The sequence below is a fragment of the Microbacterium hydrocarbonoxydans genome (genome assembly GCF_900105205.1).
Lineage (GTDB): Bacteria > Actinomycetota > Actinomycetes > Actinomycetales > Microbacteriaceae > Microbacterium > Microbacterium hydrocarbonoxydans.
Genome location: NZ_FNSQ01000005.1, coordinates 438,672 through 463,213 on the forward strand (window position 1 = coordinate 438,672; position 24,542 = coordinate 463,213).

The 24,542-nt window shown below is 68.5% G+C and carries 24 protein-coding genes; 20 read left to right on the forward strand and 4 right to left on the reverse strand.

All coding sequences use genetic code 11. The features are described 5' to 3' along the window. Positions 1–51: 51 nt before the first annotated feature. Positions 52–1,272 (reverse strand): ROK family protein, encoded by a 1,221-nt coding sequence (locus BLW44_RS02400; RefSeq protein WP_074731545.1) that lies wholly within the window; start codon positions 1,270–1,272, stop codon positions 52–54. Between the two features lie 101 nt (positions 1,273–1,373). Here BLW44_RS02400 and BLW44_RS02405 point away from each other — a divergent pair, with 101 nt between their 5' ends. From BLW44_RS02405 to BLW44_RS02435, 7 genes are all read left to right on the forward strand, one after another. Beyond that, positions 1,374–2,717, forward strand: a complete 1,344-nt coding sequence (locus BLW44_RS02405) for an ABC transporter substrate-binding protein (protein ID WP_060927110.1) — start codon at positions 1,374–1,376, stop codon at positions 2,715–2,717. After that, entirely contained in the window at positions 2,714–3,655 is a 942-nt protein-coding gene (locus BLW44_RS02410; protein ID WP_060927111.1) for a carbohydrate ABC transporter permease, read from the forward strand. The genes BLW44_RS02405 and BLW44_RS02410 overlap by 4 nt, the downstream gene beginning before the upstream one ends. After that, the gene (locus tag BLW44_RS02415) at positions 3,655–4,533 is read left to right on the forward strand and encodes a carbohydrate ABC transporter permease (RefSeq protein ID WP_060927112.1); all 879 of its coding nucleotides are present in this window, start codon (positions 3,655–3,657) and stop codon (positions 4,531–4,533) included. The genes BLW44_RS02410 and BLW44_RS02415 overlap by 1 nt, the downstream gene beginning before the upstream one ends. A gap of 72 nt (positions 4,534–4,605) precedes the next feature. Next, positions 4,606–6,291, forward strand: a complete 1,686-nt coding sequence (locus BLW44_RS02420; protein WP_060927113.1) for a glycoside hydrolase family 13 protein — start codon at positions 4,606–4,608, stop codon at positions 6,289–6,291. 169 nt (positions 6,292–6,460) lie between these two features. Next, positions 6,461–7,456 carry a metal ABC transporter solute-binding protein, Zn/Mn family gene (locus BLW44_RS02425; protein ID WP_060927114.1) on the forward strand — a complete coding sequence of 332 codons (996 nt, stop codon included), beginning with the start codon at positions 6,461–6,463 and terminating at the stop codon, positions 7,454–7,456. Next, on the forward strand, positions 7,453–8,301 hold the full coding sequence (locus BLW44_RS02430) for a metal ABC transporter ATP-binding protein (protein ID WP_060927115.1): 849 nt from the start codon (positions 7,453–7,455) through the stop codon (positions 8,299–8,301). Before BLW44_RS02425 ends, BLW44_RS02430 begins: the two co-directional genes overlap by 4 nt. Next, positions 8,298–9,176 carry a metal ABC transporter permease gene (locus BLW44_RS02435; RefSeq protein WP_245647411.1) on the forward strand — a complete coding sequence of 293 codons (879 nt, stop codon included), beginning with the start codon at positions 8,298–8,300 and terminating at the stop codon, positions 9,174–9,176. The genes BLW44_RS02430 and BLW44_RS02435 overlap by 4 nt, the downstream gene beginning before the upstream one ends. Before the next feature lie 5 nt (positions 9,177–9,181). Here BLW44_RS02435 and BLW44_RS02440 read toward each other — a convergent pair whose 3' ends face one another. Then, positions 9,182–10,468 (reverse strand): ATP-binding protein, encoded by a 1,287-nt coding sequence (locus BLW44_RS02440; protein WP_060927116.1) that lies wholly within the window; start codon positions 10,466–10,468, stop codon positions 9,182–9,184. A gap of 133 nt (positions 10,469–10,601) precedes the next feature. On the opposite strand from BLW44_RS02440, the gene BLW44_RS02445 reads away from it, so the two are divergent. From BLW44_RS02445 to BLW44_RS02485, 9 genes are all read left to right on the forward strand, one after another. Further along, entirely contained in the window at positions 10,602–11,018 is a 417-nt protein-coding gene (locus BLW44_RS02445; RefSeq protein ID WP_042540517.1) for a Fur family transcriptional regulator, read from the forward strand. Beyond that, a complete protein-coding gene (locus BLW44_RS02450) occupies positions 11,015–12,046 on the forward strand; it encodes a permease (RefSeq protein WP_060927117.1) in 1,032 nt (343 codons plus the stop codon). Before BLW44_RS02445 ends, BLW44_RS02450 begins: the two co-directional genes overlap by 4 nt. Further along, positions 12,039–12,860 (forward strand): TIGR03943 family putative permease subunit, encoded by an 822-nt coding sequence (locus BLW44_RS02455; RefSeq protein ID WP_245647412.1) that lies wholly within the window; start codon positions 12,039–12,041, stop codon positions 12,858–12,860. Before BLW44_RS02450 ends, BLW44_RS02455 begins: the two co-directional genes overlap by 8 nt. After that, on the forward strand, positions 12,850–14,712 hold the full coding sequence (locus BLW44_RS02460; protein ID WP_060927118.1) for a hypothetical protein: 1,863 nt from the start codon (positions 12,850–12,852) through the stop codon (positions 14,710–14,712). Before BLW44_RS02455 ends, BLW44_RS02460 begins: the two co-directional genes overlap by 11 nt. A gap of 4 nt (positions 14,713–14,716) precedes the next feature. Further along, entirely contained in the window at positions 14,717–15,433 is a 717-nt protein-coding gene (locus BLW44_RS02465) for a DNA-3-methyladenine glycosylase (RefSeq protein ID WP_060927119.1), read from the forward strand. Between the two features lie 161 nt (positions 15,434–15,594). Next, entirely contained in the window at positions 15,595–15,831 is a 237-nt protein-coding gene (rpmB, locus tag BLW44_RS02470) for a 50S ribosomal protein L28 (protein WP_042540533.1), read from the forward strand. Continuing rightward, on the forward strand, positions 15,831–16,001 hold the full coding sequence (rpmG, locus tag BLW44_RS02475) for a 50S ribosomal protein L33 (RefSeq protein ID WP_017203558.1): 171 nt from the start codon (positions 15,831–15,833) through the stop codon (positions 15,999–16,001). Before rpmB ends, rpmG begins: the two co-directional genes overlap by 1 nt. A gap of 3 nt (positions 16,002–16,004) precedes the next feature. Beyond that, the gene (gene rpsN, locus BLW44_RS02480; RefSeq protein WP_017829734.1) at positions 16,005–16,310 is read left to right on the forward strand and encodes a 30S ribosomal protein S14; all 306 of its coding nucleotides are present in this window, start codon (positions 16,005–16,007) and stop codon (positions 16,308–16,310) included. Positions 16,311–16,726: 416 nt separating this feature from the next. Then, positions 16,727–17,560: an endonuclease domain-containing protein gene (locus BLW44_RS02485; RefSeq protein ID WP_060927120.1), complete on the forward strand. Its 834-nt coding sequence runs from the start codon at positions 16,727–16,729 to the stop codon at positions 17,558–17,560. Between the two features lie 49 nt (positions 17,561–17,609). Here the strand turns inward: BLW44_RS02485 and BLW44_RS02490 are convergent, their stop codons facing one another. Next, on the reverse strand, positions 17,610–18,437 hold the full coding sequence (locus tag BLW44_RS02490; protein WP_060927121.1) for an alpha/beta hydrolase: 828 nt from the start codon (positions 18,435–18,437) through the stop codon (positions 17,610–17,612). A 125-nt stretch (positions 18,438–18,562) separates the two neighbouring features. On the opposite strand from BLW44_RS02490, the gene BLW44_RS02495 reads away from it, so the two are divergent. The 3 genes from BLW44_RS02495 to BLW44_RS02505 all read left to right on the forward strand — a co-directional run bounded on the left by BLW44_RS02495 (position 18,563) and on the right by BLW44_RS02505 (position 21,904). Next, positions 18,563–19,171: a TetR/AcrR family transcriptional regulator gene (locus BLW44_RS02495; protein WP_060927155.1), complete on the forward strand. Its 609-nt coding sequence runs from the start codon at positions 18,563–18,565 to the stop codon at positions 19,169–19,171. A gap of 350 nt (positions 19,172–19,521) precedes the next feature. Next, complete coding sequence (locus BLW44_RS02500; protein ID WP_042541574.1) at positions 19,522–19,809, forward strand: HU family DNA-binding protein; 288 nt, start codon at positions 19,522–19,524, stop codon at positions 19,807–19,809. 85 nt (positions 19,810–19,894) lie between these two features. After that, positions 19,895–21,904 (forward strand): bifunctional copper resistance protein CopD/cytochrome c oxidase assembly protein, encoded by a 2,010-nt coding sequence (locus tag BLW44_RS02505; protein WP_245647413.1) that lies wholly within the window; start codon positions 19,895–19,897, stop codon positions 21,902–21,904. A gap of 62 nt (positions 21,905–21,966) precedes the next feature. Here the strand turns inward: BLW44_RS02505 and BLW44_RS02510 are convergent, their stop codons facing one another. After that, complete coding sequence (locus BLW44_RS02510; protein ID WP_060927122.1) at positions 21,967–23,037, reverse strand: hypothetical protein; 1,071 nt, start codon at positions 23,035–23,037, stop codon at positions 21,967–21,969. Between the two features lie 106 nt (positions 23,038–23,143). Here BLW44_RS02510 and BLW44_RS02515 point away from each other — a divergent pair, with 106 nt between their 5' ends. Next, positions 23,144–24,538: an ATP-dependent DNA helicase gene (locus BLW44_RS02515; RefSeq protein ID WP_060927123.1), complete on the forward strand. Its 1,395-nt coding sequence runs from the start codon at positions 23,144–23,146 to the stop codon at positions 24,536–24,538. Positions 24,539–24,542 lie beyond the last annotated feature (4 nt).

The window sequence follows — 24,542 nt, forward strand, 5'->3', positions numbered from 1 at the left end:
GCGCCGACGCATCACGGGTGCCAGGGCGGCCGGCCGTGACGGGGATGCCCCTCAGTCGACCGCGCTGAGCCGCCGCTCGGCCAGCAGTGGCACGGCCACCTCCCGGGCGGCACGGCGGGCCGTGGCGACGGCGCCGACCGAGACGACCTCGGCGCCCAGCGTCGAGGCGAGGATCTCGGGCGCCGGCAGGTGCAGCTGTGCAGGAAGCACCTCGCGGGCCGCATCCAGCACCGGGGCGATGCTCTCGGCCACCGCCCCGCACACGATCACGCGGGAGGGGTCGTACATGCTGCCGAGCACGCCCACCACGCGTGCGAGCGTCGCTCCGACGCGGGAAGTGGTCAGCAGCGCGTCGGCATCGCCTGCCGACGCGGCCGTCAGCACGGCTCGCGGATCGATGCGATCCGCGCCCGCGAGCCGACCGATCGCGGAGTCCGACGAGATCTCGCCGCTCTCCACGGCTGCTCGCACCTGGTCCTGCAGGGCGTACCGGAGGCCGAAGGCCGAGCCGACGCCGATGATGTGGTCGAACACGACCCCCTCGCCGACCCCGCCGTGGGCGCCGTGCAGCACATGGCCGTCGACGACGACACCGCCGCCGAAACGCTCGCTGGCGAGCAGGGCGACGTAGTCGCGGCATCCGACGGCTGCGCCCGCCGAGCCTTCGGCGATCGCCGCGAGCTGGGCGTCGTTCTTGATCTCGACGACCGGAGCCCAGTCGGCCAGGACTTCGGCGAGGCCGGGGTTGGTGCGTTCCCAGAAGCCCTCGGGATGCGGGGGAGAGATTCCGGCGCGGTTCACCGGGGCGGCGACGCCGATGCAGATCGCGAGCACCGCCTCTCGGGTGACGTCGGCCTCGGCGAGCGCGAGGTCCATCTGCCCGAGGATCGTCGCCCGTCGCTCGTCGGCGCTCTGCGTCGGATCGAGATCGACGCGGTGGTGCACGCGGGTGTGGTCCTGCAGCTCGGCGACGGTGACGGCGAGGTGGGTGTCACCGGCATCCACCCCGATCACGACGCCGAGATCGGATGCCAGCACGAACCGCCTGGCGGGACGCCCTGCCCGGTAGCTCCCGGCCGCGCGGGCGTTGGGGAGCTCGCGCAGCACGCCGGCGTCGACGAGCGTGTCGATGCCGTCGATGGCGGTGGAGCGGGTCAGCGAGGTGCTCGCCATCGCCTCGGTCGCGGTGAACTCACCGGCTGCCCAGGCGAAGTCGAGGATGGCGCCGACGCTCGCGCGCCCGGTGCCGAGCCCTGCGGAGACTTCTGTCACGGGCCTTGACCTCACTCTCGTCCAGATGAGAGAGTACCCTTCATCGAAGTAAATTCGCTCACTAGATTTAGTCTGCGGATCTACAGGACGAAAGGACGACGGTGTCTGTGAAACCCCCACGCCCGGCGAAGATCGTGGCCGGTGCGGCCGCGCTCGCCCTCGTCGGCGCCGCTCTGACCGGCTGCTCGACAGCCGGCGGACCCGAGACCATCCGCTTCACGTTCAGCAAACGTGAGGCGATCGAGTTCATGACCGGTCTGGTCGCCGACTACAACGCCTCGCAGGACGATGTGCGGGTCGAGATCGACACCTCTGGTGTCGACGTGGTCTCGGCGAGCTTCGTCCGGGGCAACCCGCCCGACATCATGCTCGCCAACTACAACTACGAGATCGCGCGGTTCGTGCAGCGCTGCGCGCTCACCGATCTCTCCGACACCGAGGCCGCATCGAGCATCCGCGACGACCTGCAGCCGCTCATGGAGCAGTACGGCACCTGCGCGGGGCGCACCAGCGCCCTGCCGTACTCGGTGATGGCGGCATCCGTCATCTACAACAAGCAGATCTTCGACGAGCAGGGACTCGAGGTCCCGCAGACCTGGGACGAGCTCCTCGCCGTCGCCGACCAGTTGAAGGATGCGGGCATCGACCCGTTCTACGCCACCTTCAAGGACGACTGGACCGTCGCGCAGGGCTGGTACGACTACACCGCCGGCGGATCCGTCGACGTGATCGACTTCTTCGACGCACTCGCAGAGGAGGGCACCGAGGTCGGTCCCGACTCCGAGCGGTCGTTTCAGAAGGACTTCGCCGAGCCGATGGAGCGCATGATGCAGCTCGCCGAGGACTACACGAACGAGGATGCCCCGAGCCGAGGCTACGGCGACGGCAACCTCGCTTTCGGCAAGGGCGAGGCGGCGATGTACCTGCAGGGGCCGTGGGCGTTCAGCGAGATCGCGAAGACCGCGCCCGACCTCGAGCTCGGTACCTTCCCGCTGCCCATGACCGACGATCCCGCCGACCTCGGCGTGCGCGTGAACATGGACCTCGCGGCGATGATCCCCGAGGAGTCACGGCACCAGGAGGCGGCGAGGGACTTCCTCGAGTACCTGTTCCAGCCCGAGAACATCGAGGAGTACAACGCCTCGCAGCTCGGCTTCACACCGACGAAGGATGCTCCGGCTCCCGACGACCCGCGGGTCGAGGGGATGATCGAGTACTACGAGAACGGTCAGATCTACCAGGGGCCCTCGGTGCTCGTGCCCAAGACGCTCCCGCTGAACAACTACGTGCAGGCCATGGTGCTCGGCGCGTCCCCGTCTTCCACCCTGCGCACGATGGATGCCGACTGGGCGAGGATCGCGTTCCGCGCTCCGATCCCGTCGACCCAGGACAACGCGTCCGGTGAGGACTCCGCATCCGGCGAGACAGAGGAGTCCACGCCATGACCAACATCACGAAGCCCAACACCCCCACGACCGACACGACGGCGATCGTCACCGGAGGTGCGCGCAAACTCGGCCGCCGCAAGGGCCGCGTCGAGCCGATCTACTACCTCTTCCTGCTGCCGACGCTCGTGCTCTTCACCCTCGCGATCACCGTCCCTGGGGTGATGGGGATCTTCTTCAGCTTCACCGACTCGATCGGCATCGGGGAGTGGAGCTTCAACGGACTGACGAACTACATCGCGATGTTCAGCGATCCGGCGATCCTGCAGAGCTACCTGTTCACGTTCGGGTTCTCGATCGCCACCGTGATCGTGGTCAACGTCATCGCCTTCCTGCTGGCGGTCGGGCTGACCTCCCGCATCCGCTTCAAGACGGGGCTGCGCACGATCTTCGTGATCCCGATGGTGATCTCGGGCATCATCATCGCCTACGTCTTCAACTTCCTGTTCTCGAACTCGATCCCGGCCGCAGGGGCCGCCACCGGCATCCCGTGGCTGTCGACCAGCCTTCTCGCGAATCCCGATCTCGCGTGGGTGGCGATCGTCATCGTGACCGCGTGGCAGGCGGTACCGGGGACTCTGCTCATCTACATCGCGGGACTCCTGTCGGTGCCGGGCGAGGTCTACGAAGCCGCCAGCATCGACGGCGCGAACAAGGTGCAGCAGCTCACGCGCATCACGATCCCGCTCGTCGCGGGGTATGTCGTGATCAACGTGATCCTCGGCTTCAAGGGCTTCCTCAACGCCTACGACATCATCGTCGGCCTCACCAACGGCGGCCCAGGCACCGCCACCCGCAGCGTCGCGATGACCATCATCGCGGGCTTCAACGGCGGTGACTACGCCTACCAGATGGCCAACGCGACGATCTTCTTCATCGTTGCCGTGCTCATCTCCCTGCTGCAGCTCTCGCTGACCCGCGGAAGGAACGCACTCTGATGTCGACGCAGACACTCACCACCATCCCGGCTTCGGGCAAGAAGCCGCGCGTGCGCATGGAGCGCGTCAACTGGTCGGGCACGATCATCCTGATCCTGTGCGCCGTCACCGTGCTGCTGCCGCTGTATGTGACGATCTCGATGTCGCTCAAGACCACCGGTCAGGCGGTCGACGGCAACGCGTTCTCGTTCCCCGCGCCGTTCAGCATCGACGGCTTCGTCCAGGCCTGGAATCTCACGAAGTTCCCGGTCGGAGCGGGCATCTCGCTGCTGGTGACCGCAGGCACCGTCGTCGCGACGATCGTGCTCGCGGCCTTCGCGTCGTACGCGATCGTGCGCAACTGGGACCACCGCCTGTTCCGGTACTCCTTCTTCTACCTGCTCGCGGCGATGTTCATCCCGTTCCCGGTCGTGGCGTTGCCGCAGATCCAGCTGACCGGCCGCGTCGGGCTCGACAACCCGTTCGGGGTGATCATCCTCGCGACGATGTTCCAGCTGAGCTTCAGCGTGCTGCTCTTCACGGCGTTCCTGCGGTCGATCCCGATCGAGCTCGAGGAGAGCGCCCGCATCGACGGTGCGACCACCTGGCAGACGTTCTGGCAGCTGATCTTCCCGCTGCTCGCGCCGATGAGCGCGACGGTCGGCATCTTCGCCTTCCTCTACGCGTGGAATGACTTCATGATGCCGTCGCTGATCATCTCCGACCCGGCGCTGCAGACGCTGCCGGTGCGGCAGAACCTCTTCCAGAACCAGTTCAGCAACAACTACAACGTCGCGTTCGCCTCGTATCTGATGGCCATGGCCCCCGCCATCCTGGCCTACCTGTTCACGCAGCGCTTCGTCATGGAGGGCGTCACGCAGGGCGCCGTCAAGGGCTGACCAGCCGACCAGCCGGCCGACCGACCGATCAGCCCCCGAACCAGACCGCAATCCGAAGGAGCAACACCCCTCATGACCGATGCGCTTCTCACCGAGACCCGCGACGACACCACCGCAGCATGGTGGCGGCAGGCCGCCGTCTACCAGATCTACCCCCGCAGCTTCGCCGACGCGAACGGTGACGGCCTGGGCGACATCCCCGGGATCGTCTCGCGCGCCGACTACCTGCGTGACCTCGGCATCGACGCGGTGTGGCTGAGCCCGTTCTATCCTTCAGCGCTCGCCGACGGAGGCTACGACGTCGCCGACTACCGCGACGTCGACCCTCGTCTCGGCACGCTGGACGACTTCGACGACATGGTCGCGGCGCTGCACGAGCGCGGCATCCGCGTGATCGTCGACATCGTGCCGAACCACTCCTCCGACCTGCACGAGTGGTTCCAGGAGGCGCTCGCCGCCGGGCGCGGCTCGGCCGCCCGGGAGCGATACATCTTCCGCGAGGGGTCGGGTCCTGACGGATCGGAGCCGCCCACCGACTGGACTGCGGCCTTCGGCGGCTCGGCCTGGGAGCAGGTGGAGGACGGCCAGTGGTACCTGCACAGCTTCGCCCCCGAGCAGCCCGACCTCAACTGGGACCACCCCGAGGTGCGCGAGGACTTCCTGAAGACACTCCGCTTCTGGTCGGACCGTGGCGTCGACGGATTCCGGATCGACGTGGCGCACATGCTCACGAAGGACCTGACCGAACCGCTGCCGAGCACAGCCGAGCTCGCGCTGCTCCCGCACGACGGCAACCACCCGCTGCATGACCGCGACGACGTGCACGAGATCTACGCCGAGTGGCGTCGGGTGTTCAACGAGTACGACCCGCCCCGCACGGCCGTGGCGGAGGCATGGGTGAGTACGCCGGAGCGGCGGGCGAAGTATGCGTCGGCGGAGGGGCTCGGGCAGGCGTTCAACTTCGATCTGCTCGTCGCCGATTTCGACGCGACCCAGTTCCGCACGATCATCGCCGACAACCTGGCGCAGGCCGATGCCACGGGCTCGTCGACCACCTGGGTGCTGTCGAACCACGATGTGACCCGGCATGCGACTCGGTACGGGCTGGCTCCGCTGGGTACTCGCACGGGGGTGAAGCAGGGCGTCGAGTGGGTGGCTGCCGGCGGACCGGCCGAGCAGCTCGACCGCGAGCGGGGACTCCGCCGCGCCCACGCCGCAACGCTGCTCCTGCTCGGCCTGCCCGGCAGCACCTACCTCTACCAGGGGGAGGAGCTGGGGCTGCAGGAGGTCGCGGAGATCGGCCCTGAGCACCGTCAGGATCCGGCGTTCTTCCGCGGTGCGGAGTTCGACGGCCTCGGGCGGGACGGATGCCGCGTGCCGCTGCCGTGGACCGCATCCGGTCCGTCCTTCGGCTTCGGCACTGCGGAGGCGCATCTGCCTCAGCCGGAGTGGTTCGGGCGGCATGCGGTCGAGATCGAGGCGGCGGATCCGTCGTCGACGCTCTCGCTGTACCGCGAGGCCCTGCGGCTGCGCCATGAGCTGCAGACCGCCGAGCGGATGGAGTGGATCGAGACCGGCCGCCCCGACGTGCTGCGCTTCGCCCGCCCGAACGGGTGGCAGGTCGTGACCAACTTCGGCACAGAGCAGTTCGACCTCGGAGCGGATGCGGCGGATGTCGTGCTCAGCACGGTCGCCCTGGTCGACGGCGCGCTGCCCGGCGATGCGTCCGCCTGGATCGCCCCTGCCCTCATCGGCTGACCCGGCCCCGTCCGGTCTTGACCGGGTGCCGAATGCAGGTCGAAATCACAGATGCAGGGCCAGAGAGGGTTTTCTGGCCCTGCATCCGTGTTCTGAGCATGCAGGTGACAGGTGGGCGCGACGAGCGCCAACTTGATAATGGTTCTCATTAGCGTTTAGAGTGGGGGACATGAAGAAGCCGTTCGTCGCCCTCGCCCTCGCATCCGTCGCCGCGCTCTCGCTGGCCGGATGCTCCGCCCCCGCATCGGGAGAGGGCGATTCGGGTGCGGTGACCGTCGCTGCGAGCACCAACGTCTACGGTTCGCTCGCTGCGCAGATCGGCGGCGACCGCGTCGACGTGACCTCGATCATCAAGTCCGCGACACAGGACCCGCACTCCTACGAGGCATCTGCCCGCGACCGTCTGACGGTGCAGAAGGCCGACCTCGTCATCGAGAACGGTGGCGGATACGACGGCTTCATCGACACCCTGCTGCAGGATGCCCAGGACCCGCACATCGTCAGCGCCGTCGAGTTCTCGCACGACTTCCCCGGCAACGAGGGGCACGATCACGAGGGCGAGGAGGGCGCTGCCGAGGAGGAGCACGACCACGACCATGCCGAGGGCGAAGAAGGCCACGAGGGTCATGATCACATCGAGGGCTTCAACGAGCACGTGTGGTTCGACCCGCACACGATGATCCACGTCGTCGAGGCCATCGCCGACGAGCTCGCCGCGATCGACCCCGACGGCGAGACGGAGTTCACGGCCAACGCCGAGGAGATCGTCGCCGACCTCGAGGGGTTCGAGGCTGACCTCGAGACCCTGAAGGCGGATGCCGCCGGCGCGAACGTCATCATCACCGAGCCGCTGCCCGGCTACCTCGCCACGGCCGCCGGCCTCACCGACGTCACGCCGGAGGGCTTCGCCGAGTCGGTGGAGGAGGGCAGTGACGTCGCCCCTGCGACACTGCTCGCCACCCTCGGGGTCGTCGAGGACGGAGACGTGGCCGCGGTGCTCACCAACGCGCAGACCGGTGGCGCCGAGACGCAGCGCGTCGAGGATGCTGCGACCGATGCCGGCATCCCGGTGGTCGCCTTCACGGAGCTGCTCCCCGACGGATCGTCGTACTCTGAGTGGATGAGTGACGCGATCCAGAGCCTCGCCGACGCGCTCCAGTCGTGAGCGGCGCCGCCGACGCGCGTGCAGGAGCCGACGGACAGACCCCCGTACTCGAGGTGCGAGGGGCCGCGCTTCAGCGTGGCGACCGGGAGCTGTGGTCTGGCCTCGACCTGACCGTCGAACCCGGCGAGTTCATCGCCGTGCTCGGGCCGTCGGGGTCGGGCAAGACCACGCTGCTGCGCAGCATCCTCGGCCTGCAGCCCCTGTCGACCGGCGAGATCACCGTCGCGGGCGGCCCGGTGCGCAAGGGCAATCCGCGCATCGGGTACATCCCGCAGCAGCGTTCGCTCGCGCCGGACACGAGCATGCGGGCCCGCGACCTCGTCGCCCTCGGCGTGCAGGGCAGCCGTTTCGGGTTCCCTATCCCGCACCGCGGAGACCGCGCGAAGGTCGACCGGCTGCTCGAGTCCGTCGGCGCCGCGCACTACGCCGATCGCCGCGTGGGGCTCCTCTCGGGCGGTGAGCAGCAGCGGTTGCGGGTCGGACAGGCACTCGCCGGCGAACCCACCCTGCTGCTCTGCGACGAGCCGCTGTCGAATCTCGATCTCGCGAACCAGCTGGCGGTGACCGACATCATCGATCGGCAGCGGCGCGAGCGCGGCGCCGCAGTGCTGTTCGTCACGCACGACGTGAACCCGATCCTCGGCCGCGTCGACCGCATCCTCTACATCGCAGGCGGACGCTTCGTGCTGGGCACCCCGGAGGAGGTGCTGCAGACCCGGGTCCTCACCGAGCTCTACGGCACTCCGGTGTTCGTGCTGCGGGCCGGCGACCGCCTGGTCGTCGTCGGGGTGCCGGATGCCGAGCCGCACCACCTGCACGATCACGACCACGGGAGCGCCGCATGATCGCCCTCACCGGTCTCGTCCCCGCGGTCGACTGGAGCGATGTCTTCTCCTTCCAGGACTACGGCGAGCTCGTCGCCCTGCTCGCCAACTCGATCGTCGCCGGCGCGGTGCTCGGCATCGTCGGCGGACTGATCGGCGTCTTCGTGATGCAGCGCGACCTCGCCTTCGCGGTGCACGGCGTGAGCGAGCTGTCGTTCGCCGGCGCCGCCGCGGCGCTGCTGTTCGGCGGGAGCGTGGTGCTCGGCTCGCTCGGCGGCGCCCTGGTCGCGGCGGTCCTGATCGGCGTGCTCGGAGCCAAGGCGCGCGACCGCAACTCGATCGTCGGGGTGCTGATGCCGTTCGGTCTCGGCCTCGGCATCCTCTTCCTGTCGCTGTACGACGGACGCAGCGCCAACCGCTTCAGTCTGCTGACCGGGCAGATCGTGTCGGTGTCGAGTCCCGACCTCGGCTGGCTGCTCGGCATCAGCATCGTCGTGCTTCTCGGTCTGCTGCTCATGTGGAATCCGCTGCGCTTCGATTCGCTCGACCCCGAGTCCGCCGCCGCCCGCGGCGTGCCCACCCGAGCGGTGAGCCTGCTGTTCATGGTGCTGCTCGGACTCATCGTCGCGGTCAGCGTGCACATCATCGGCGCGCTGCTCGTCATGGCGCTGCTCGTCACCCCGGCTGCCGCGGCGATGCGCATCACCGCCGGGCCGGTCGCCGTCCCGCTGCTGGCGGCGCTCTTCGGATTCGTGTCGGCCGTCGGCGGCATCCTGCTCGCCCTCGCCGGCACCCTTCCGGTGAGCCCGTACATCACGACCCTGTCGTTCACGATCTACGTCGTGTGCTGGATCGTTCAGCGCGCCAGGGGCGGCGTGCGCCGCGTGCGGGCCTGATCGGCTCACACGCGGGCGAGTGCCTCGATGTCCTCCAAGAACTCGGCGGCCGTCTCGGCCGACACCGTGATGCGGGTACCGGCTATCGACTCCAGATAGTCGCGGGTGCTCGGTCCGTCGGGTGCGGATGCCGTCGTGCCCGAGGCGATGGCCTCTTCGAAGGCTCGCTGAGACGCGCTGCGTGCCGCGAACTCGATGTCGGCGGGCGAGAAGCCCTCTGTGCGGTCGACCAGGACCTCGATGTCGATCGCACCCGACACCTGCGTCGGGATGTACCGCAGCCAGATCGCTGCGCGTGCCGCCCGGTCAGGGAGCCCGATCGGGATCACGTAGTCGAATCGGCCATGGCGCAAGAATGCACTGTCGAGTGCCCGGATGAAGTTCGTCGCGCACACGAGCAGCCTGCCCGGCTGCTCGCGGAAGGCGGGGATGATCTTCAGCAACTCGTTCGTGACACCCTGCAGTGGAGATGGCGGCTCGCCGGAGCGCTGGGCCGCGATCTCTTCGACCTCGTCGATGAAGACCACCGCGTGCTCGAGCTCGGCGATCTTGGTGAAAGTCTCACGCAGCGCGCCGGCGAGGCCCTTCGGGTCGGCGGCGAGGCGAGAGGGGAACACCTCGACGAACGACCACTCCAGACGCGAGGCGATGGCCTTCGCAAACGTCGTCTTGCCGGTTCCAGGGGGGCCGAACAGCACGACGGCCCTGGGCGGCACGACCCCGAAGCTCTCGGCGAGCTCGGACTCGGCGAGCGGGAGCACGAGTCGCTGCTCGAGGATCTCCTTCTCGCGGCGCATCCCTGAGACCGATTCCCACAGATCTCGCGGCATCAGGCGTCCGCCCAGCTCGGCGAGCGAGGTGAGCTCCTGCCGCTGCACCGGGGTGCGGCGCTCGAAGTACTTCAGGTGATGCTTCGACTCGAAACCGCGAGCCGCGAACGCGTCGAGCCGGGTCTCGACCTCTGGCACCAGCGCCGAGAGCTTGGTGAGACCGTGCGGAGCCATGCTCTTCTCGAGCGCCGCGAGCAGCGCCGAGCCGATGCCGCGGTCGCGCCAGGCGTCGTCGATCGCGAAGAACACGACCCAGCCCTGATCGTGCGCGGCTCGTCCGACCACGGCGGCGATCACCTCGTCACGGTGCACGGCGACGATCGCGTGGTCCTTCTGGCAGGAGGCGACGACCTCGCTGAGGTCGTAGACGGGCTCGATGCCCGCGCGCTTCAGCTCTTCCCACAGGTGCAGGATGCCGCCGAGGTCGTCGTTGTGGAACTCGCGCAGTCGCCAGCCGGTCATCGGGACTCCCTCGTCTCGGATGCGGCAACCATACCGGTCCGGGCGGTGGGCTCAGAACGCGTCGCGTAATGAGTCCTCCGCGGAAGGACGGCTCCCAGGGCCCGGCAAGGGCGGCGCGCCTAGAATCGTGGGTATGGCTCAGCGGAACACCTGGCAGCGCGACCGCGTGCGCGAAGCCCTCGCCGACGCGCGAGGGTTCGTCAGTGCGCAGAATCTGCATGCCTCGCTGCGCGACGACAACACCGGGATCGGCCTCGCCACGGTGTACCGGGCACTGGCCGGACTCGCCGCCGCCGGTGACGCCGACTCGCTGCAGAGCCCCGAGGGCGAGGCGCTGTACCGCGCGTGCACGACCCAGGGCCACCACCACCACCTGATCTGCCGCAACTGCGGGCTCACCGTCGAGATCGAGGCGACCGACGTCGAGCAGTGGGCGCACCGCACCGCGGCTCTGCACGGATTCACGGATGCCGCTCACGTCGTCGACATCTTCGGCCTGTGCGCCTCCTGCACCAACAAGCGCGACGCCGAAGAGGCAGCGAACGCGTGAGCGCTCAGACCGCCACCCGGCCGCACACGCATCGGCCGACCCGAGCGCCGCGGTCGCCGTGGATCGGGGTCGGTCTCGGCGCGGCGATCGTGGCCGCACTGTTCCTCGTCGACCGGTTCCTTCCCTCGCTCTTCACCGCAAGCCTGCCGAGCAGGGCTCAGGACGGACTGACCCTCGCCCTCAGCGTGCTCATCGAGGCGCTGCCGTTCGTGATCCTCGGCGTGCTGCTCTCGATCGTCGTGCAGGTGTGGCTGCCGGCCGACGTCATCCACCGCTGGCTGCCGAAGCGCGCCTGGGCGCGTCGTGCCGTGCTGTCGCTGCTCGGGATGCTGATCCCGGTGTGCGAGTGCGGCAACGTGCCCTTCGCTCGCGGACTCATGATGCGGGGGCTGGCCCCGGCTGAGGCGCTGACCTTCCTGATCGCGGCCCCGATCGTGAACCCGATCGTGATCCTCACCACCCACGCGGCGTTCGGCTTCGATGACGGCATCCTGGTCGCCCGTCTCATCGGCGGATACCTGATCGCGAACCTGATCGGCTGGATCTACAGCCGCCACCCCTCGCCGGACTCGCTGCTCACCCAGCGCTTCATCGACACGTGCGACCGCGTCACCCACGAGCACGGCACCCCTGTCCGCCGCAGCCTCACGCAGTTCTTGGTCGAGCTGCGTGCGGTGATGCCCGCACTCGTGATCGGATCGGCGCTCGCCGGAGCCGTGCAGGTGCTGGTCCCGCGCGACGTTCTGCTGGCGATCGGCTCGAACCCGGTGCTGTCGATCCTCGCGATGATGGCGCTCGCGATGACCGTCGCCATCTGCTCGAACGTCGACGCCTTCTTCGCTCTCTCTTTCGCCTCGACGTTCTCGTCCGGTGCTCTCGTGGCCTTCCTGCTCGTCGGCCCGCTCGTCGACGTGAAGATGCTCGCGCTGATGCGCACGACCTTCACCACCCGCACGCTCGCCGGTATCGTCGGCGTGGTCGTGTTCGCGGCCTTCGCGATCGGGATCGGGGTGAACGTCTTTGTCTGAGCACATCGAGCATGCTCCGTCTCGCGCCCGCGCACTGGGCACCCGCTGGCTGGGCATCGGCCTCGCCACGGTGATCTCGGTCGTCACGCTCGGCCTCGGTCTGACCGGACGACTGAACCTCTACATCAGCCCCGAGTCGGTGTGGTTCGCGTGCGCTGCCGCCGTCGTGACGCTGGCCGGCGCGATCTGGTCGTGCACGCTGCCGCTCGGCGAAGAGGGCGACCACGGGCACGATCATGGCCACGACCACGGGGGATCGACGGCATCCGGCGCATCCGCCGATTCGGATGCGGATGCCGTCGCCAGACCCCGTCGGAGCCTCGCCCTGGCCGGCACGGTGACCGGTGGAGTGGTGGCATCCGGTGTCGTGATCGCCGCCCTCGTACTGCCGCCGGCCTCGCTCTCGGTCGATCTCGCCATGTCGCGCGTGGGCGAGCAGACGGCCCTGTTCGCGGGCGCCGACGATGTGACCCTCGGAGTGGCCGACACGGCGACGTTCGGAGTCGGCGACTGGGCCAGCGTGTTCGCCACCGCCACGAACACCGCAGCCTACGACGGCAAGACCGTGACGCTGACCGGCTTCGTCACCCCGACGGACGCCGACGGCGTGAACCTCACGCGCCTCGTCATCACGCACTGCGTGATCGACGCGCAACCGGCGACGCTGCCCGTGACGATCGACGCCGGAGAGTTCGACACCGGTCAATGGGTCGAGGTCGAGGGCACCGTCAAGGCGGATGCCGACGGCTCGCTGCACGTCGAACCGACGACGGTGACTGCGATCGACGAACCCCGGGATCCGTATGAGTACTGACGACGAGCGCCCCGAGGTTCCGCGGACGCGCGCCGAGTTGCGGGCAGCCCGCGAGGCGGAAGCGGCAGCAGCAGCGCCAGCTGCCGCCGAGGTAAACCTGCCTCCGGCGCTGAGCGATGGCGGCGAGGGGGAGCCCTCCTCCGACTCGCCGGACGAGGGCGGCGAAGCCGAGCGACACGGAACGCCTCCTGGGACGGACACACCTGTGGTCTCGCCCGCCGCTCGCCCGACAGGCGGTGAGCGGCCGACGCGTTCGACCTTCGTCGCGCCTGACGCGGAATCCACGACGACGTTCGCGGCTCACTCCGCGACCGACTATGCACCCCCCGCGCCGGTGGAGCCGAAGGCCGAGAGGAAGCCGAAGGCCGAGAGGAAGCCGAAGGCCGAGAAGCAGCCCAAGCCCGAGAAGCAGCCCAAGTCCGCGAAAGCACCCCAGCCGCAGAAGCAGGCCGAGGCGCCGAGGGACGCGGAGCCCGCTGCTCCACGCGACCGCCGGTTCCTGCTGGCGCTGGGGGCCGTGCTCGGCATCCTGGTCCTGGTCGGTGCTGGTCTCGGCGTGGTCAGTCTGACCCAGGGGCCGCGCATCACGCAGGTGCAGGTGGATCCCGCCGAGGCGATCGAGGCGTCCGGCAGCCGGGTCATCCTCACCGCCAATCAGTCCCTGGCCGCGATCGACGAGTCCCAGGTGACGGTCGAGCCGGCCGTGCCGTTCACGCTCGACGCCGCGGGTCGCGGCGTCGGCATCCGCTTCACCGTGCCGCTCGACGACGACACCGACTACACCGTGAGCGTCGCCGACGCGGTGGGCGCGGGCGGCGGGCCGAGCGCGACGCTGACCACGACCTTCACGACGCCCGCCTCGACCATGTTCCTGCTGCGCCGTGACGCGGACGGCGACGACAAGATCTTCCGTACCGATCTGACCGGGGAGAAGGCTGTCACGGTGTTCGCCGCCGACAAGATCAACGACTTCCGCGCGACGTCGTCGCAGCTCGTCGTGTCCGTCGAGGGGGACGACGGCTCCCAGCTGCTCGTGATGGACCGCGAGGGCAAGAAGCAGCGCGAGCTGCCGCTCCCGGGCGTGGGCGATGTCCGCGACATCCAGGTCTCCGACCGCGGGGGGCTGGTGGGATACAGCTACTCCGACAAGGAGCTCAGCGACACCGAGGGGCGGGCGAGCGTGCTCGTCACCCAGTCGCTGAGCGGCGACGACGAACCGGTCGTGACCGAGGTCGGCGACAAGGAGGCCAACGTCTTCGTGTGGCAGTTCGTGCCGGACAGCGCCGCGGTGCTGTTCATCGACTTCGACGGCGCGCTGTCGCTGATCGACCGCTCGACGGATGCCGGTGTGCAGTCCCTCGGGCTGGCCACGACCATCCAGGGGATCTCGCGCGGCACGTACACGGCCATCGTCGAGCGGCTGGACGGCGCGGTCGCCGAGCTGAACCTCGCCGACGGCACCGAGGTGCCGCTGGAGGCCTCCGACCCCGACTACGGCACCGCGATCACGATCACGCCGTTCCCCGGCGGCACTCTGCGCCACGTCGTGGCGCGGGATGACAGCGGCGTGCCGAGCGGCCAGGCGATCGTGCGCGTCGACGACGACGGGAAGGCGACGCCGCTGGCCGAGGTCGACTCGACCGGTTCGATCCTGCAGGCGTGCGCATCGCCCAGCGGGCAGTACGCCGCGGTCGTGATCGCGCCGAACCTCGCCGAGAATCCGTACGACCAGATGCTGCTGCCCCTGCCCGAGAACCTCGAGACGCACCTGCTCGACCTGCGCACCGGCGACGAGATCGTCGCGCTGACGGGTTTCGACGCATCGTGGTGCCAGATGGCCCCCAAGTTCTGAGCCCATGCCGACGGATGCCCTGCACCGAGCGACCCGCGCCGAGCTGAGCGGGCTGCCGGTGCATGTCGCCCCGCTGCTGCTCGGGGCGGAGCTGCGCACGGTCGTCGCAGGATCCGAGGTCCGGCTGCGACTGACCGAGGTCGAGGCGTATCACGGTCAGGGCACCGGGCCCGAAGCCGATCCCGGGTCGCACGCCCGCATGGGACGCACTGCCCGCAACGCGACGATGTGGGGCGAGGCAGGGCACCTCTACGTGTACCTGAGCCACGGCATCCACTCGTGCGTCAATGTCGTCTCCGGCCCCGAGGGTCAGGCCGGCGGAATCCTGCTGCGTGCGGGCGAGGTGGTGGCGGGAGCGGATGCCGCCGCGGTGCGCCGCCGCGCGGCGCTTCCCCTCACCGCCCCGGCGCTGCGGGACCTCGCGAGGGGGCCGGGGCGATTCGGACAGGCGGCGGGGCTGCGGCATCCGATCCACGACGGCATCGACGCGATCACCGGTGCCGAGCACGAGGGGGCCCGCGCCGAGCTGTGGCTGCGCGACGACCCGGTGCACGACGTCGCGACGGGGCCTCGTGTCGGTGTGGCCGGCATCGCAGGCACGGCGGCGTTTCCGTGGCGCTTCTGGATCGCCGGTGACCCGACGGTCTCGCCGTTCCGATGGGGGAGAGGGGCTCACGCGGCGTCCCTCAGCATCCGCGAGGCAGGCGACGACAGGGGCTGAGTTCCTGCCGTGCTAAACTGACTCTTTGTCTGCGCACACTCCTGTGCGTAGTTCGCGTGCTTCCCTTTCTTCGGCCGAGAGATCGGCGATGTGGGGTGGCGCGCAGACAAGGGATCTTGGGTGGGGCCGTCCGGCCTCACGGTATAGAAGGAGTCACCATCATGGCAGCAGTGTGCCAGGTGACCGGAGCTGTTCCCGGCTTCGGTCACAACGTCTCGCACTCGCACCGCCGGACGAAGCGCCGCTTCGACCCGAACGTGCAGAAGAAGACCTATTTCGTCGCTTCGCTCGGTCGTAAGATCACGCTCAACGTGTCCGCCAAGGGCATCAAGGTGATCGACGTCCGCGGCATCGAGAACGTGGTCAAGGACCTTCAGGCGAAGGGTGTGAAGCTCTAATGGCCAAGAAGGCTCAGGACGTACGTCCGATCATCAAGCTGCGCTCGACGGCAGGTACGGGTTACACGTACGTGACGAAGAAGAACCGCCGCAACACCCCTGACCGCCTCGTGCTGAAGAAGTACGACCCGGTCATCCGTCAGCACGTCGAATTCCGAGAGGAGCGTTGATCAATGGCTAAGAAGAGCAAGATCGCTCGCAACGAGCAGCGCAAGGTCATCGTCGAGCGTTACGCAGAGCGTCGCGCCGAGCTGAAGAAGACCCTGGTCGATCCGAACGCCACCGACGAGGCCCGCGAGGCCGCACGCGTCGGCCTGCAGAAGCTGCCGCGCAACGCCTCGCCGGCTCGCGTGCGTTCGCGCGACGTCATCGACGGCCGCCCCCGCGGTGTCCTCACGAAGTTCGGCATCTCGCGTGTCCGCTTCCGTGACATGGCACACCGTGGCGAGCTGCCCGGTGTCACCAAGTCGAGCTGGTAAGTCTCAGCAGACAAGCAGGGGCGAGGATCTTCGGATCCTCGCCCCTTTTCTCGTCAGTCCTGCCGCCTCGTAGGGCGGACTTCTCCGTGTGGGGCGGATTCATCGGGCCGAATCCTCCGCCCGATGAGGAGTTCTCCTCCCGGCAGGTTCTCCTTCCCCTTCGGCCCTCCCCCTTCGGCCCTCCCCCTTCGGCCCTCCCCCTTCGGCCCTCCCCCTTCGGCCCGCCCCTTTCCCCTCGTAGGGCGGACTTCTCCGTGTGGGGCGGATACTTCGGGCCGAATCCTCCGCCCGATGAGGAGTTCTCCTCCTGACGGGTTTTCCTGCACATGCGGTGCGAAGTGGCTCTTCCCCCCTCCCGGTGGAATCGAGCGTGGAGAAGCATGCGGCGGATGCCGTGCTCTGGGCATCATCGACGGATGGATGTCGAAGGATCTTTGGCCGCGGGACAGGGGATCGCGCGCATTCGTGCGCTGCGCCGATCGGGCGTGACGGAGTACGCCGTGAAGCGAGCCGTCCGCAGCGGCGCGGTCATGTCGGTATGCAGAGGATGGGTCGCCCTCCGCGATGCCGACCCCATGCTCATCGCAGCCGCCAAGCGCGGAGTCGTGCTCAGTTGCGTCACGCTGGCGAAGCGGAAGGCGCTGTGGGTGACGTCAGCCGGAGAACCGCACGTGGCGGCACCGGCGAATTCGGGTCACGCGAACAGTGTTCGCGGCGTGGTGCACTGGAGCATCCCCACCTTCCCGAGGGATCCCGATCAACTCGAGGATTCCGTTGAGAACGCACTCGTCCTCGTCGCTCGTTGCCAGCCGCACGAGGACGCCCTCGCCACGTGGGAGTCGGCGATCAGGAAGCACCTCGTCGACGTGGATGTGCTCTCGAGAGCTCCGCTGCCGCCGGCGGCCCGGAGACTTCTGGACGACGCGCGACCGTTCGCGGATGCCGGAACCGAGACGATCTTGCGCACGAGACTCCGGTGGCTCGATGTGCCGATCACCCCGCAGGTCTGGGTGTTCGGTCATCGCGTCGACTTCCTGATCGGAGACCGGCTCGTCATACAGATCGACGGCCGTCATCACGTCGGACCCCAGCGATCGAGCGACATCGCGCATGACGCGGAGCTGGCGTTGCGCGGGTATCACGTGATGCGGGTCAGTTATGACCAGCTCATGAACCAGTGGCCGGCGGTGCAGAACAGGATCTTGGCCGCCATCGCTCAGCGCTTACATCTCGCGGCGGGACGCGCGTGATTGGGGCCAGCGAGGGGCAGGGCAGACAAGGGCGCCACAGCGCCAGGCATCACGCGACGGATGCTGTCGCGTGCGCCACCGCCCAGGTGAGCGCGTAGTCGGCGATCTCCTCCCAGCCGTCCTGGCTGACGAGGCGATGGGTGCGTCCCGCATACTCCTTGTAGTCGACGATGGCGGGGCTGCCGCTGGAGCGGTACTTCTTGACGATCGCGCGACCGATGGCCGGCGGCACCACGTGGTCGATCTCGCCGGTGATGACGAGCAGCGGTGCGCGGTCGGCGCGTGCGTAGTCGACATGCGTGACTCCGCCCTTCTCGTTGAGCACCGAGGTCACGCCTTCGAAGAAGACCCTGTTGTACGAGTTCACCGCGTACTCCTCCCACAGCGCGTCGGATGCCCTGCGCGACAGATCGTTGCCGAACGTGAAGTGGAAGTGGCGCTTTGAGAGCGGCTTGGCTCCGTTGATGCCGAAGGGGTTCGAGAGGATCGGGGTTCCGGTCCACAGGGTCGAGAGGGGCAGCGCGGTCACGCCGGCGGTCTGTCCCGGGGCCACGCCCACGTAGGCGGCGCCGAGGCCGCGGTCGGCGAGCATCTGAGTGAGGACGCCGCCGAAGGAGTGCCCCATGATGATGGGCTTGACGGGGAGCGCGCGGATGATGCGCTCGTAGTTGTCGGCGATCTCCTCGAGCCCGATGCCCTTGAGAGCCGACGGGTCGCGGCGGATGTCCTCGACCGAGCGGTCATCGATCCCTGGCCACCCCGGGATGATCACCTCGTGGCCCTGAGCGCGGAACCGCTCGGCCCACGTGTTCCAGCTCTTCGGTGTCATCCAGAGTCCGTGGATCAGGACGATCGGGGTCTTGTCGGTGCTGTTCATGGTTTCTTCTCCTGTCTTCGCCCCGCCGTGTGCGGATGCGATACGCTGATAGTAGACCGATCGTTCTATCTAGTGCAACCTATTCCCGAAAACCCGAATCGGATGACACGATGAGAGGGATCACCATGAAGACAACGACTCCCACCTCAGCTCCGACGACGGCTCCGAAGCGGCCCAGCGCAGCCCGCGCGCGGCTGATCGACACCGCCACCAGGCTCTTCTACGAGGAGGGGATCCACGCGGTCGGCGTCGATCGCATCATCGACGAGGCCGCGGTGACCAGGGCGACGCTCTACAACCAGTTCGGCGGCAAGGAGAATCTCGTCCTCGCGTATCTGCGCAACGAAGACGAGATGCTGCGCGCGATGTTCGCTGAAGCCGGAGAAGCGGTCACGGATCCGGACCAGCTCGTCGACGCCGTGATCGAGGGCATCGCCGCCGACATCCGTCTCCGGCACACGCGCGGCTGCCCGTTCATCAACGCGGCGGCCGAGTACCCGGATGCCGACGGCGCTGTCCGGCGACTCATCGACGAACACCGGGAGTGGTTCCGCTCGACCCTGCAGGCCGTGGCCGAGCAGGCCGGACTCGAGAGTGCCGCCGATGTCGCGGCATCCCTCGTGCTGCTGCGCGACGCTGCGCTCGTCGGCGGGTACCTCGACGGAGACGAGCGGGTCACGCCGGCGTTCGAGCGCACCGCCCGCTCGGTGGTCGCGGCCCATCGCCCGCTCTGACTCCGGCTCGACCGCGCAGCGGTGACCGCCGCGGGCTGACCTGCAGCGCTTCCTGTGAAGGAGATCGTCCCCAACGAAGGACCGGATGCCGGAATCAGTCCTTCGTTGCGCGCGATCTCCTTCGCAGCCAGCGGGTCGACGCACCGCCAGCACGTGTCAAGCGACCGCCTCACGAGTCACATTCGTCACTTCTGACCCACGACACGCCGCTGAATAGTCCAAAACCCGCGAAATGACGCGGAAATGTGGGCGCTGGTTGATACATTCAAGGCGGTCACTCGACCAACGGAGGGCAGTCGCCCCCCGGAATCACCAACGATGCGACGGGAACCTCGTCGCTGGAGGATGACATGGCTGACAAGTCCATCACCAAGACCGAGCTCGTCGCGAGCATCGCTTCTGCCACCGGCCAGAGCCAGGCCACCGTCTCGGGTGTCCTCGACGCGCTGTTCTCCTCGGTCTCCGACGCTGTTGCCAAGGGCAGCAAGGTCTCGATCCCGGGCTGGATCTCGTTCGAGCAGGTCGCGACCGCAGCTCGCACGGGCCGCAACCCGCAGACCGGCGCCGAGATCAAGATCCCGGCCGGCCACCGCGTCAAGGTGACCGCTGGTTCCAAGCTCAAGGCTGCCGTCAAGTAAGACCGCACCTCTTCGAAGGCCGCTCCCGATCCGTCGGGGGCGGCCTTCGTGCTCCCGCTCCGCCACAGCCGCTTAGGCTTGAGGGGTGAGTGTCCGCACCGTGCAGAATCCGACAGCCTCCGCGTATCGCGCGGGCGGCGTCGGCATCCTGCTCGCGGCGGGCCTGATCGGCGTGCTGATCGCGCTCCTGATCGGCGGAGGCGCGGCACCGCTGCTGCTGCAGGACCCCGGTCCCTTCGTGCGGTGGGCGACCCCGATCGTCAAGCTCGTGATGAACATCGCCTCGGCGGCGATGCTCGGCTCGCTCGTGCTCGCGCTGTTCGCGCTGCGCAGTGAGGAGAAGTCGTTCGACATCGCCCTGAACACGGCCTCCGCGGGTGCCGCCGTGTTCACGGTCTCTGCCGGGATCAGCGGGTTCTTCACGTTCATGGCGGCCTTCAACCCGCAGCTCAGCGCGGAACGCGAGTTCGGGGAGCAGCTCGGACGCTTCCTGCTCGAACTGCCTCTGGGTCAGTCCTGGCTGATCACGACGATCATCGGCGCCGTCGTCACGGTGCTCGCGTTCGCCTGGCGCACCTGGACGCCCACGCTCATCACGGCCATCCTCGCCGCGATCTCATTCCTGCCGCTCGCCACGCAGGGGCACTCCGGCGAGCTGGCCGGACACAACACGGCCGTGAACTCGATCCTGCTCCACACGATCGGCGCATCGGTCTGGCTCGGCGGCCTCCTGGTCGTCGTGATCCTGCGGGGCCGTTCCGGCATCGGCACCGCGAACCTCGTGAGCCGATACTCGAGCCTGGCGATCGCGGCGTTCGCCGTCGTGGCCGTCTCGGGTGTCGCGCGTTCCGTCGTGGCGCTCGGCGACATCTCCCAGCTGTGGACGCCGTACGGCACCATCCTCCTCGCGAAGGTCGTGCTGCTGATCGCTCTCGGCATGCTCGGCGCCTGGTACCGCATCCGCCTGATCCCTCGGCTGGAAGGCTCAGGGGCGGCGCGCTGGTTCTGGATGCTGGTGCTCGGTGAACTCGCGCTGATGGGCCTCGCCTCGGGCGCCGCCGCAGCGCTGGCGCGCACCCCGCCGCCCACCGGCGAGGAGAACGCCTTCGTGCAGACGCCGGCCGAGAACCTCACCCGCTCGCCGCTGCCTCCCGAGTTCACGATCGACCGCTGGTTCACGGCCTGGGACATCGACGTGCTCTGGCTCGTGGCGGCCGGCTTCGGACTCTTCCTCTACCTCGCCGGTGTCCGTCGGCTGCGCCAGCGCGGCGACCGCTGGCCGATCCATCGCACGGTCTTCTGGGTGCTGGGCCTGCTGCTGCTGATCTGGGTCACGGGTGGCCCGATCAACGCGTATCAGGAGTACCTCTTCAGCGTGCACATGCTCGGGCACATGATGCTGTCGATGGCGATCCCGCTGCTGCTCGTCTCCGGCGCGCCGATCACGCTGGCGCTCCGCGCGGTCCACAAGCGCGACGACGGCACACGCGGTGGTCGCGAGTGGATCCTCTGGGCCGTGCACTCGCCGTTCTCGCGGGTCGTCACACATCCGTTCGTCGCGGCCGGCATCTTCATCCTGTCGCTGTGGGCCTTCTACTTCACCGACCTGGTGCGCTGGTCGATGTACGAGCACCTGGGTCACGAGTGGATGGTCGCGCACTTCCTGATCTCGGGCTACCTGTTCGTGATGAGCCTGGTCGGTGCCGACCCCGTACCGTACCGGCTGCCGTACCCCGGTCGGCTCATCACCCTGATCGCCATCATGGCCATGCACGCGTTCTTCGGCATCGCGATCATGATGCAGGAGGGCCTCATGGTGGCCGACTGGTTCGGCTCGATGGGTCGCACCTGGGGGCCGACGCCGATCGATGACCAGTACATCGGGGGTGGCATCGCCTGGTCGATCGGCGAGATCCCGACTCTGATCCTGGCGATCACGGTCGCGATCCAGTGGAGCCGCAGCGACACGAAGCTGCAGAAGCGACGCGACCGGCACGCGGACCGCACCGGGGAGGCCGAGCTGGAGGAGTACAACGCCCAGCTCGCGGCCCTCGCCGAGCGGGATCGCCGTCAGGCCGAGCGCCAAGCGCGCTGATCGGCCTGAAGCGCGCTGACCGAGCCCGAGAACGCGCCGACCGGACCCGAGAGCGAGCGGACCTAGCCGGTCGGCTCGTCGTCCGGGGATCCGACGCGGATCGACACCTTGCCGTCGGGGAGGATCGTGATAGACCCGTTCACCTGGAACTCGACATCCTCGGACACGGGCTCCACGGAACCGTCGAAGAGCGATTGGATCTCGACCTCGACGTGCGCGACGGCATCCGTCGGTGGGATCTTCCATTGCCCGCCGTCCGGCACGACGCTCACCTGCGGCTGCGTGGCGATCGACCACTTCGGCAGCGATGCGAGGCGGTTGTACACCTCGAGCCCGAACGGGCAGGCGGTCGGCTGCAGGACCTCCTGCGTCGTGCATTCGGTGAGGAACTCCTCGACCCGCTGCTGCACGACCTCGACGAAGTCCGCGGTGGGCTCGGTCTGCACATCGACCGGTGTGGTGGCGAGAGGAGTGTCGGCGAGGACGCCGGCTCCCTCCGAGGTCGAGATCGGGGTGTCGACGGTCACGGAATAGAGGCCGGGGGTGAACACCAGCATCGGCAGGGGATCGAGCGGAGCAGCCTCCGCACCCGCAGACGACACCTGGCGGCGGTCCATCTCGAAGCCGTTGACAGCGAACTGGTCGGCGCCGCGCAGGGTGAGCTCGACCACCGCGAGCGGGCTGGTCGTGAAGCGCCAGTTCGGGGTGACGCCGGCCCAGCCGTCCTGTTCGACGGTGAAGGTCGTGGTGCCCGCGTGGCCCGCGGCCTTGTAGGAGACGGTGACGGCCGTCTTGTCGCCGTCGGGCTTCTCGGAGACGACCTCGACATCGGTGAGCGGCGAGAGCGCCGTGGTGCGCAGCAGGGCCTCGGATGCGGTGGCGCCGATGCCTGCGACCTCGAGCGTCTCGCGGTCGATCGCGACGCCAGGCACCTGCAGGGCGTCGGCCGCGCGCCCCTCGGAGAGCAGGTCGAGGTAGCGGACGACGAATGCGGAGGGGCCGTAGAACTGCCGGTACAGCGTGACGCCGCCTGCGGCGAGGGCGGCCACCAGGACGAGGCCGACGACCGCGAGCATCGCGAGGTCGGCGATGAGGCGCGAGCGCCGGGGCGCCTTCGTCTCGACCTGCTGCATGGCGCAAGTCTAGGAGTGCGTCCTGAGGGGATGCCGAGCAGTGCCCCGTAGCATGGGGGAGCGCGTGTTCCGCGCGCACCCCGCCGTCGCCCCGTGTGAGAGAACCGTGTCGCTTCCCGCCCTGTCCGAAGAGCAGCAAGAGCTGTTCCGGCTGATCGAGGACACCAGCGAGCACGTCTTCATCACCGGGCGCGCGGGCACGGGCAAGTCGACGCTGCTGCAGTACTTCTCATGGAACACGAAGAAGCAGATCGCGATCTGCGCACCGACCGGCGTCGCCGCGCTGAACGTCGAGGGTCAGACGATCCATTCGCTGTTCCGCCTGCCGATCGGCCTGATCGGCGATTCGGACATCGACCAGAACGACAACACCCGCCGCATCCTCAACGCGATCGAGACGCTGGTGATCGATGAGATCTCCATGGTCAACGCTGACCTGATGGATGCGATCGACCGCTCTCTGCGCCAGGCGCGGGGCAAGCGGGGCATCCCGTTCGGCGGAGTGCAGATCGTCATGTTCGGCGATCCGTACCAGCTGGCACCTGTACCGCCGCGCGGTGACGAGCTGCGGTACGTGAAGGACCACTACCGATCGTTCTGGTTCTTCGACGCGAAGGTGTGGGCAGGATCCGCCGGGGGAGAGGCGGAGGACGAGGACGGTGGGCTGTTCGCCGTCGACACCCGTGCCGAGCTCCACGTGCGCGAGCTCGTGCAGATCCACCGGCAGTCCGACGACGGGTTCAAGGCGATGCTGAACGCGGTGCGGTACGGGCGGGTCACCGCCGAGATCGCCGGCGTCCTCAACACACAGGGCGCGCGGACGCCCCCCGATCCCGAGCCCGGCGAGGTGCCGATGATCACCCTCGCCACGCGCAACGACATCGTCAACAGCATCAACAGCCGGCACCTCGCAGCTCTGCCGGGCAAGGAGCAGACCGCGCGCGCCGAGGTGAGCGGGGAGTTCGGCCGCGGTGAGGCGTCGCTTCCCGCCGAATCAGAGCTGAAGCTCAAGATCGGCGCCCAGGTGATGTTCCTGCGCAACGACACGTCGATGTCGGGGGAGCCGCCCCGGTGGGTGAACGGCACGATCGGCACCGTGGTCCGCATCCTCGGCGAGACCGTGCGCGTCGAGATCGACGGCGAGGAGGTCGACGTCGAACCGGCGGTCTGGGAACGGTTCCGGTACTCGTACGAGCCCAGCACGAAGAAGCTGACCCGCGACGTGGTCGCCGAGTTCACGCAGTTCCCGCTGCGCCTGGCCTGGGCCGTCACGATCCACAAGTCGCAGGGCAAGACCTACGACCGCGCGATCATCGATCTCGGCTCGGGAGCCTTCGCCCCGGGGCAGACCTACGTCGCGCTCTCGCGCCTCACCTCGCTCGACGGTCTCTACCTGTCGAGGCCGCTGCGCCCGAGCGACATCCGCGTCGACGAGGACGTGCGACGCTTCATGCGCGATGCGTGGCTCGCGGCATCCACCCCCGAAGTCGGCAAGGGCTGAGCCC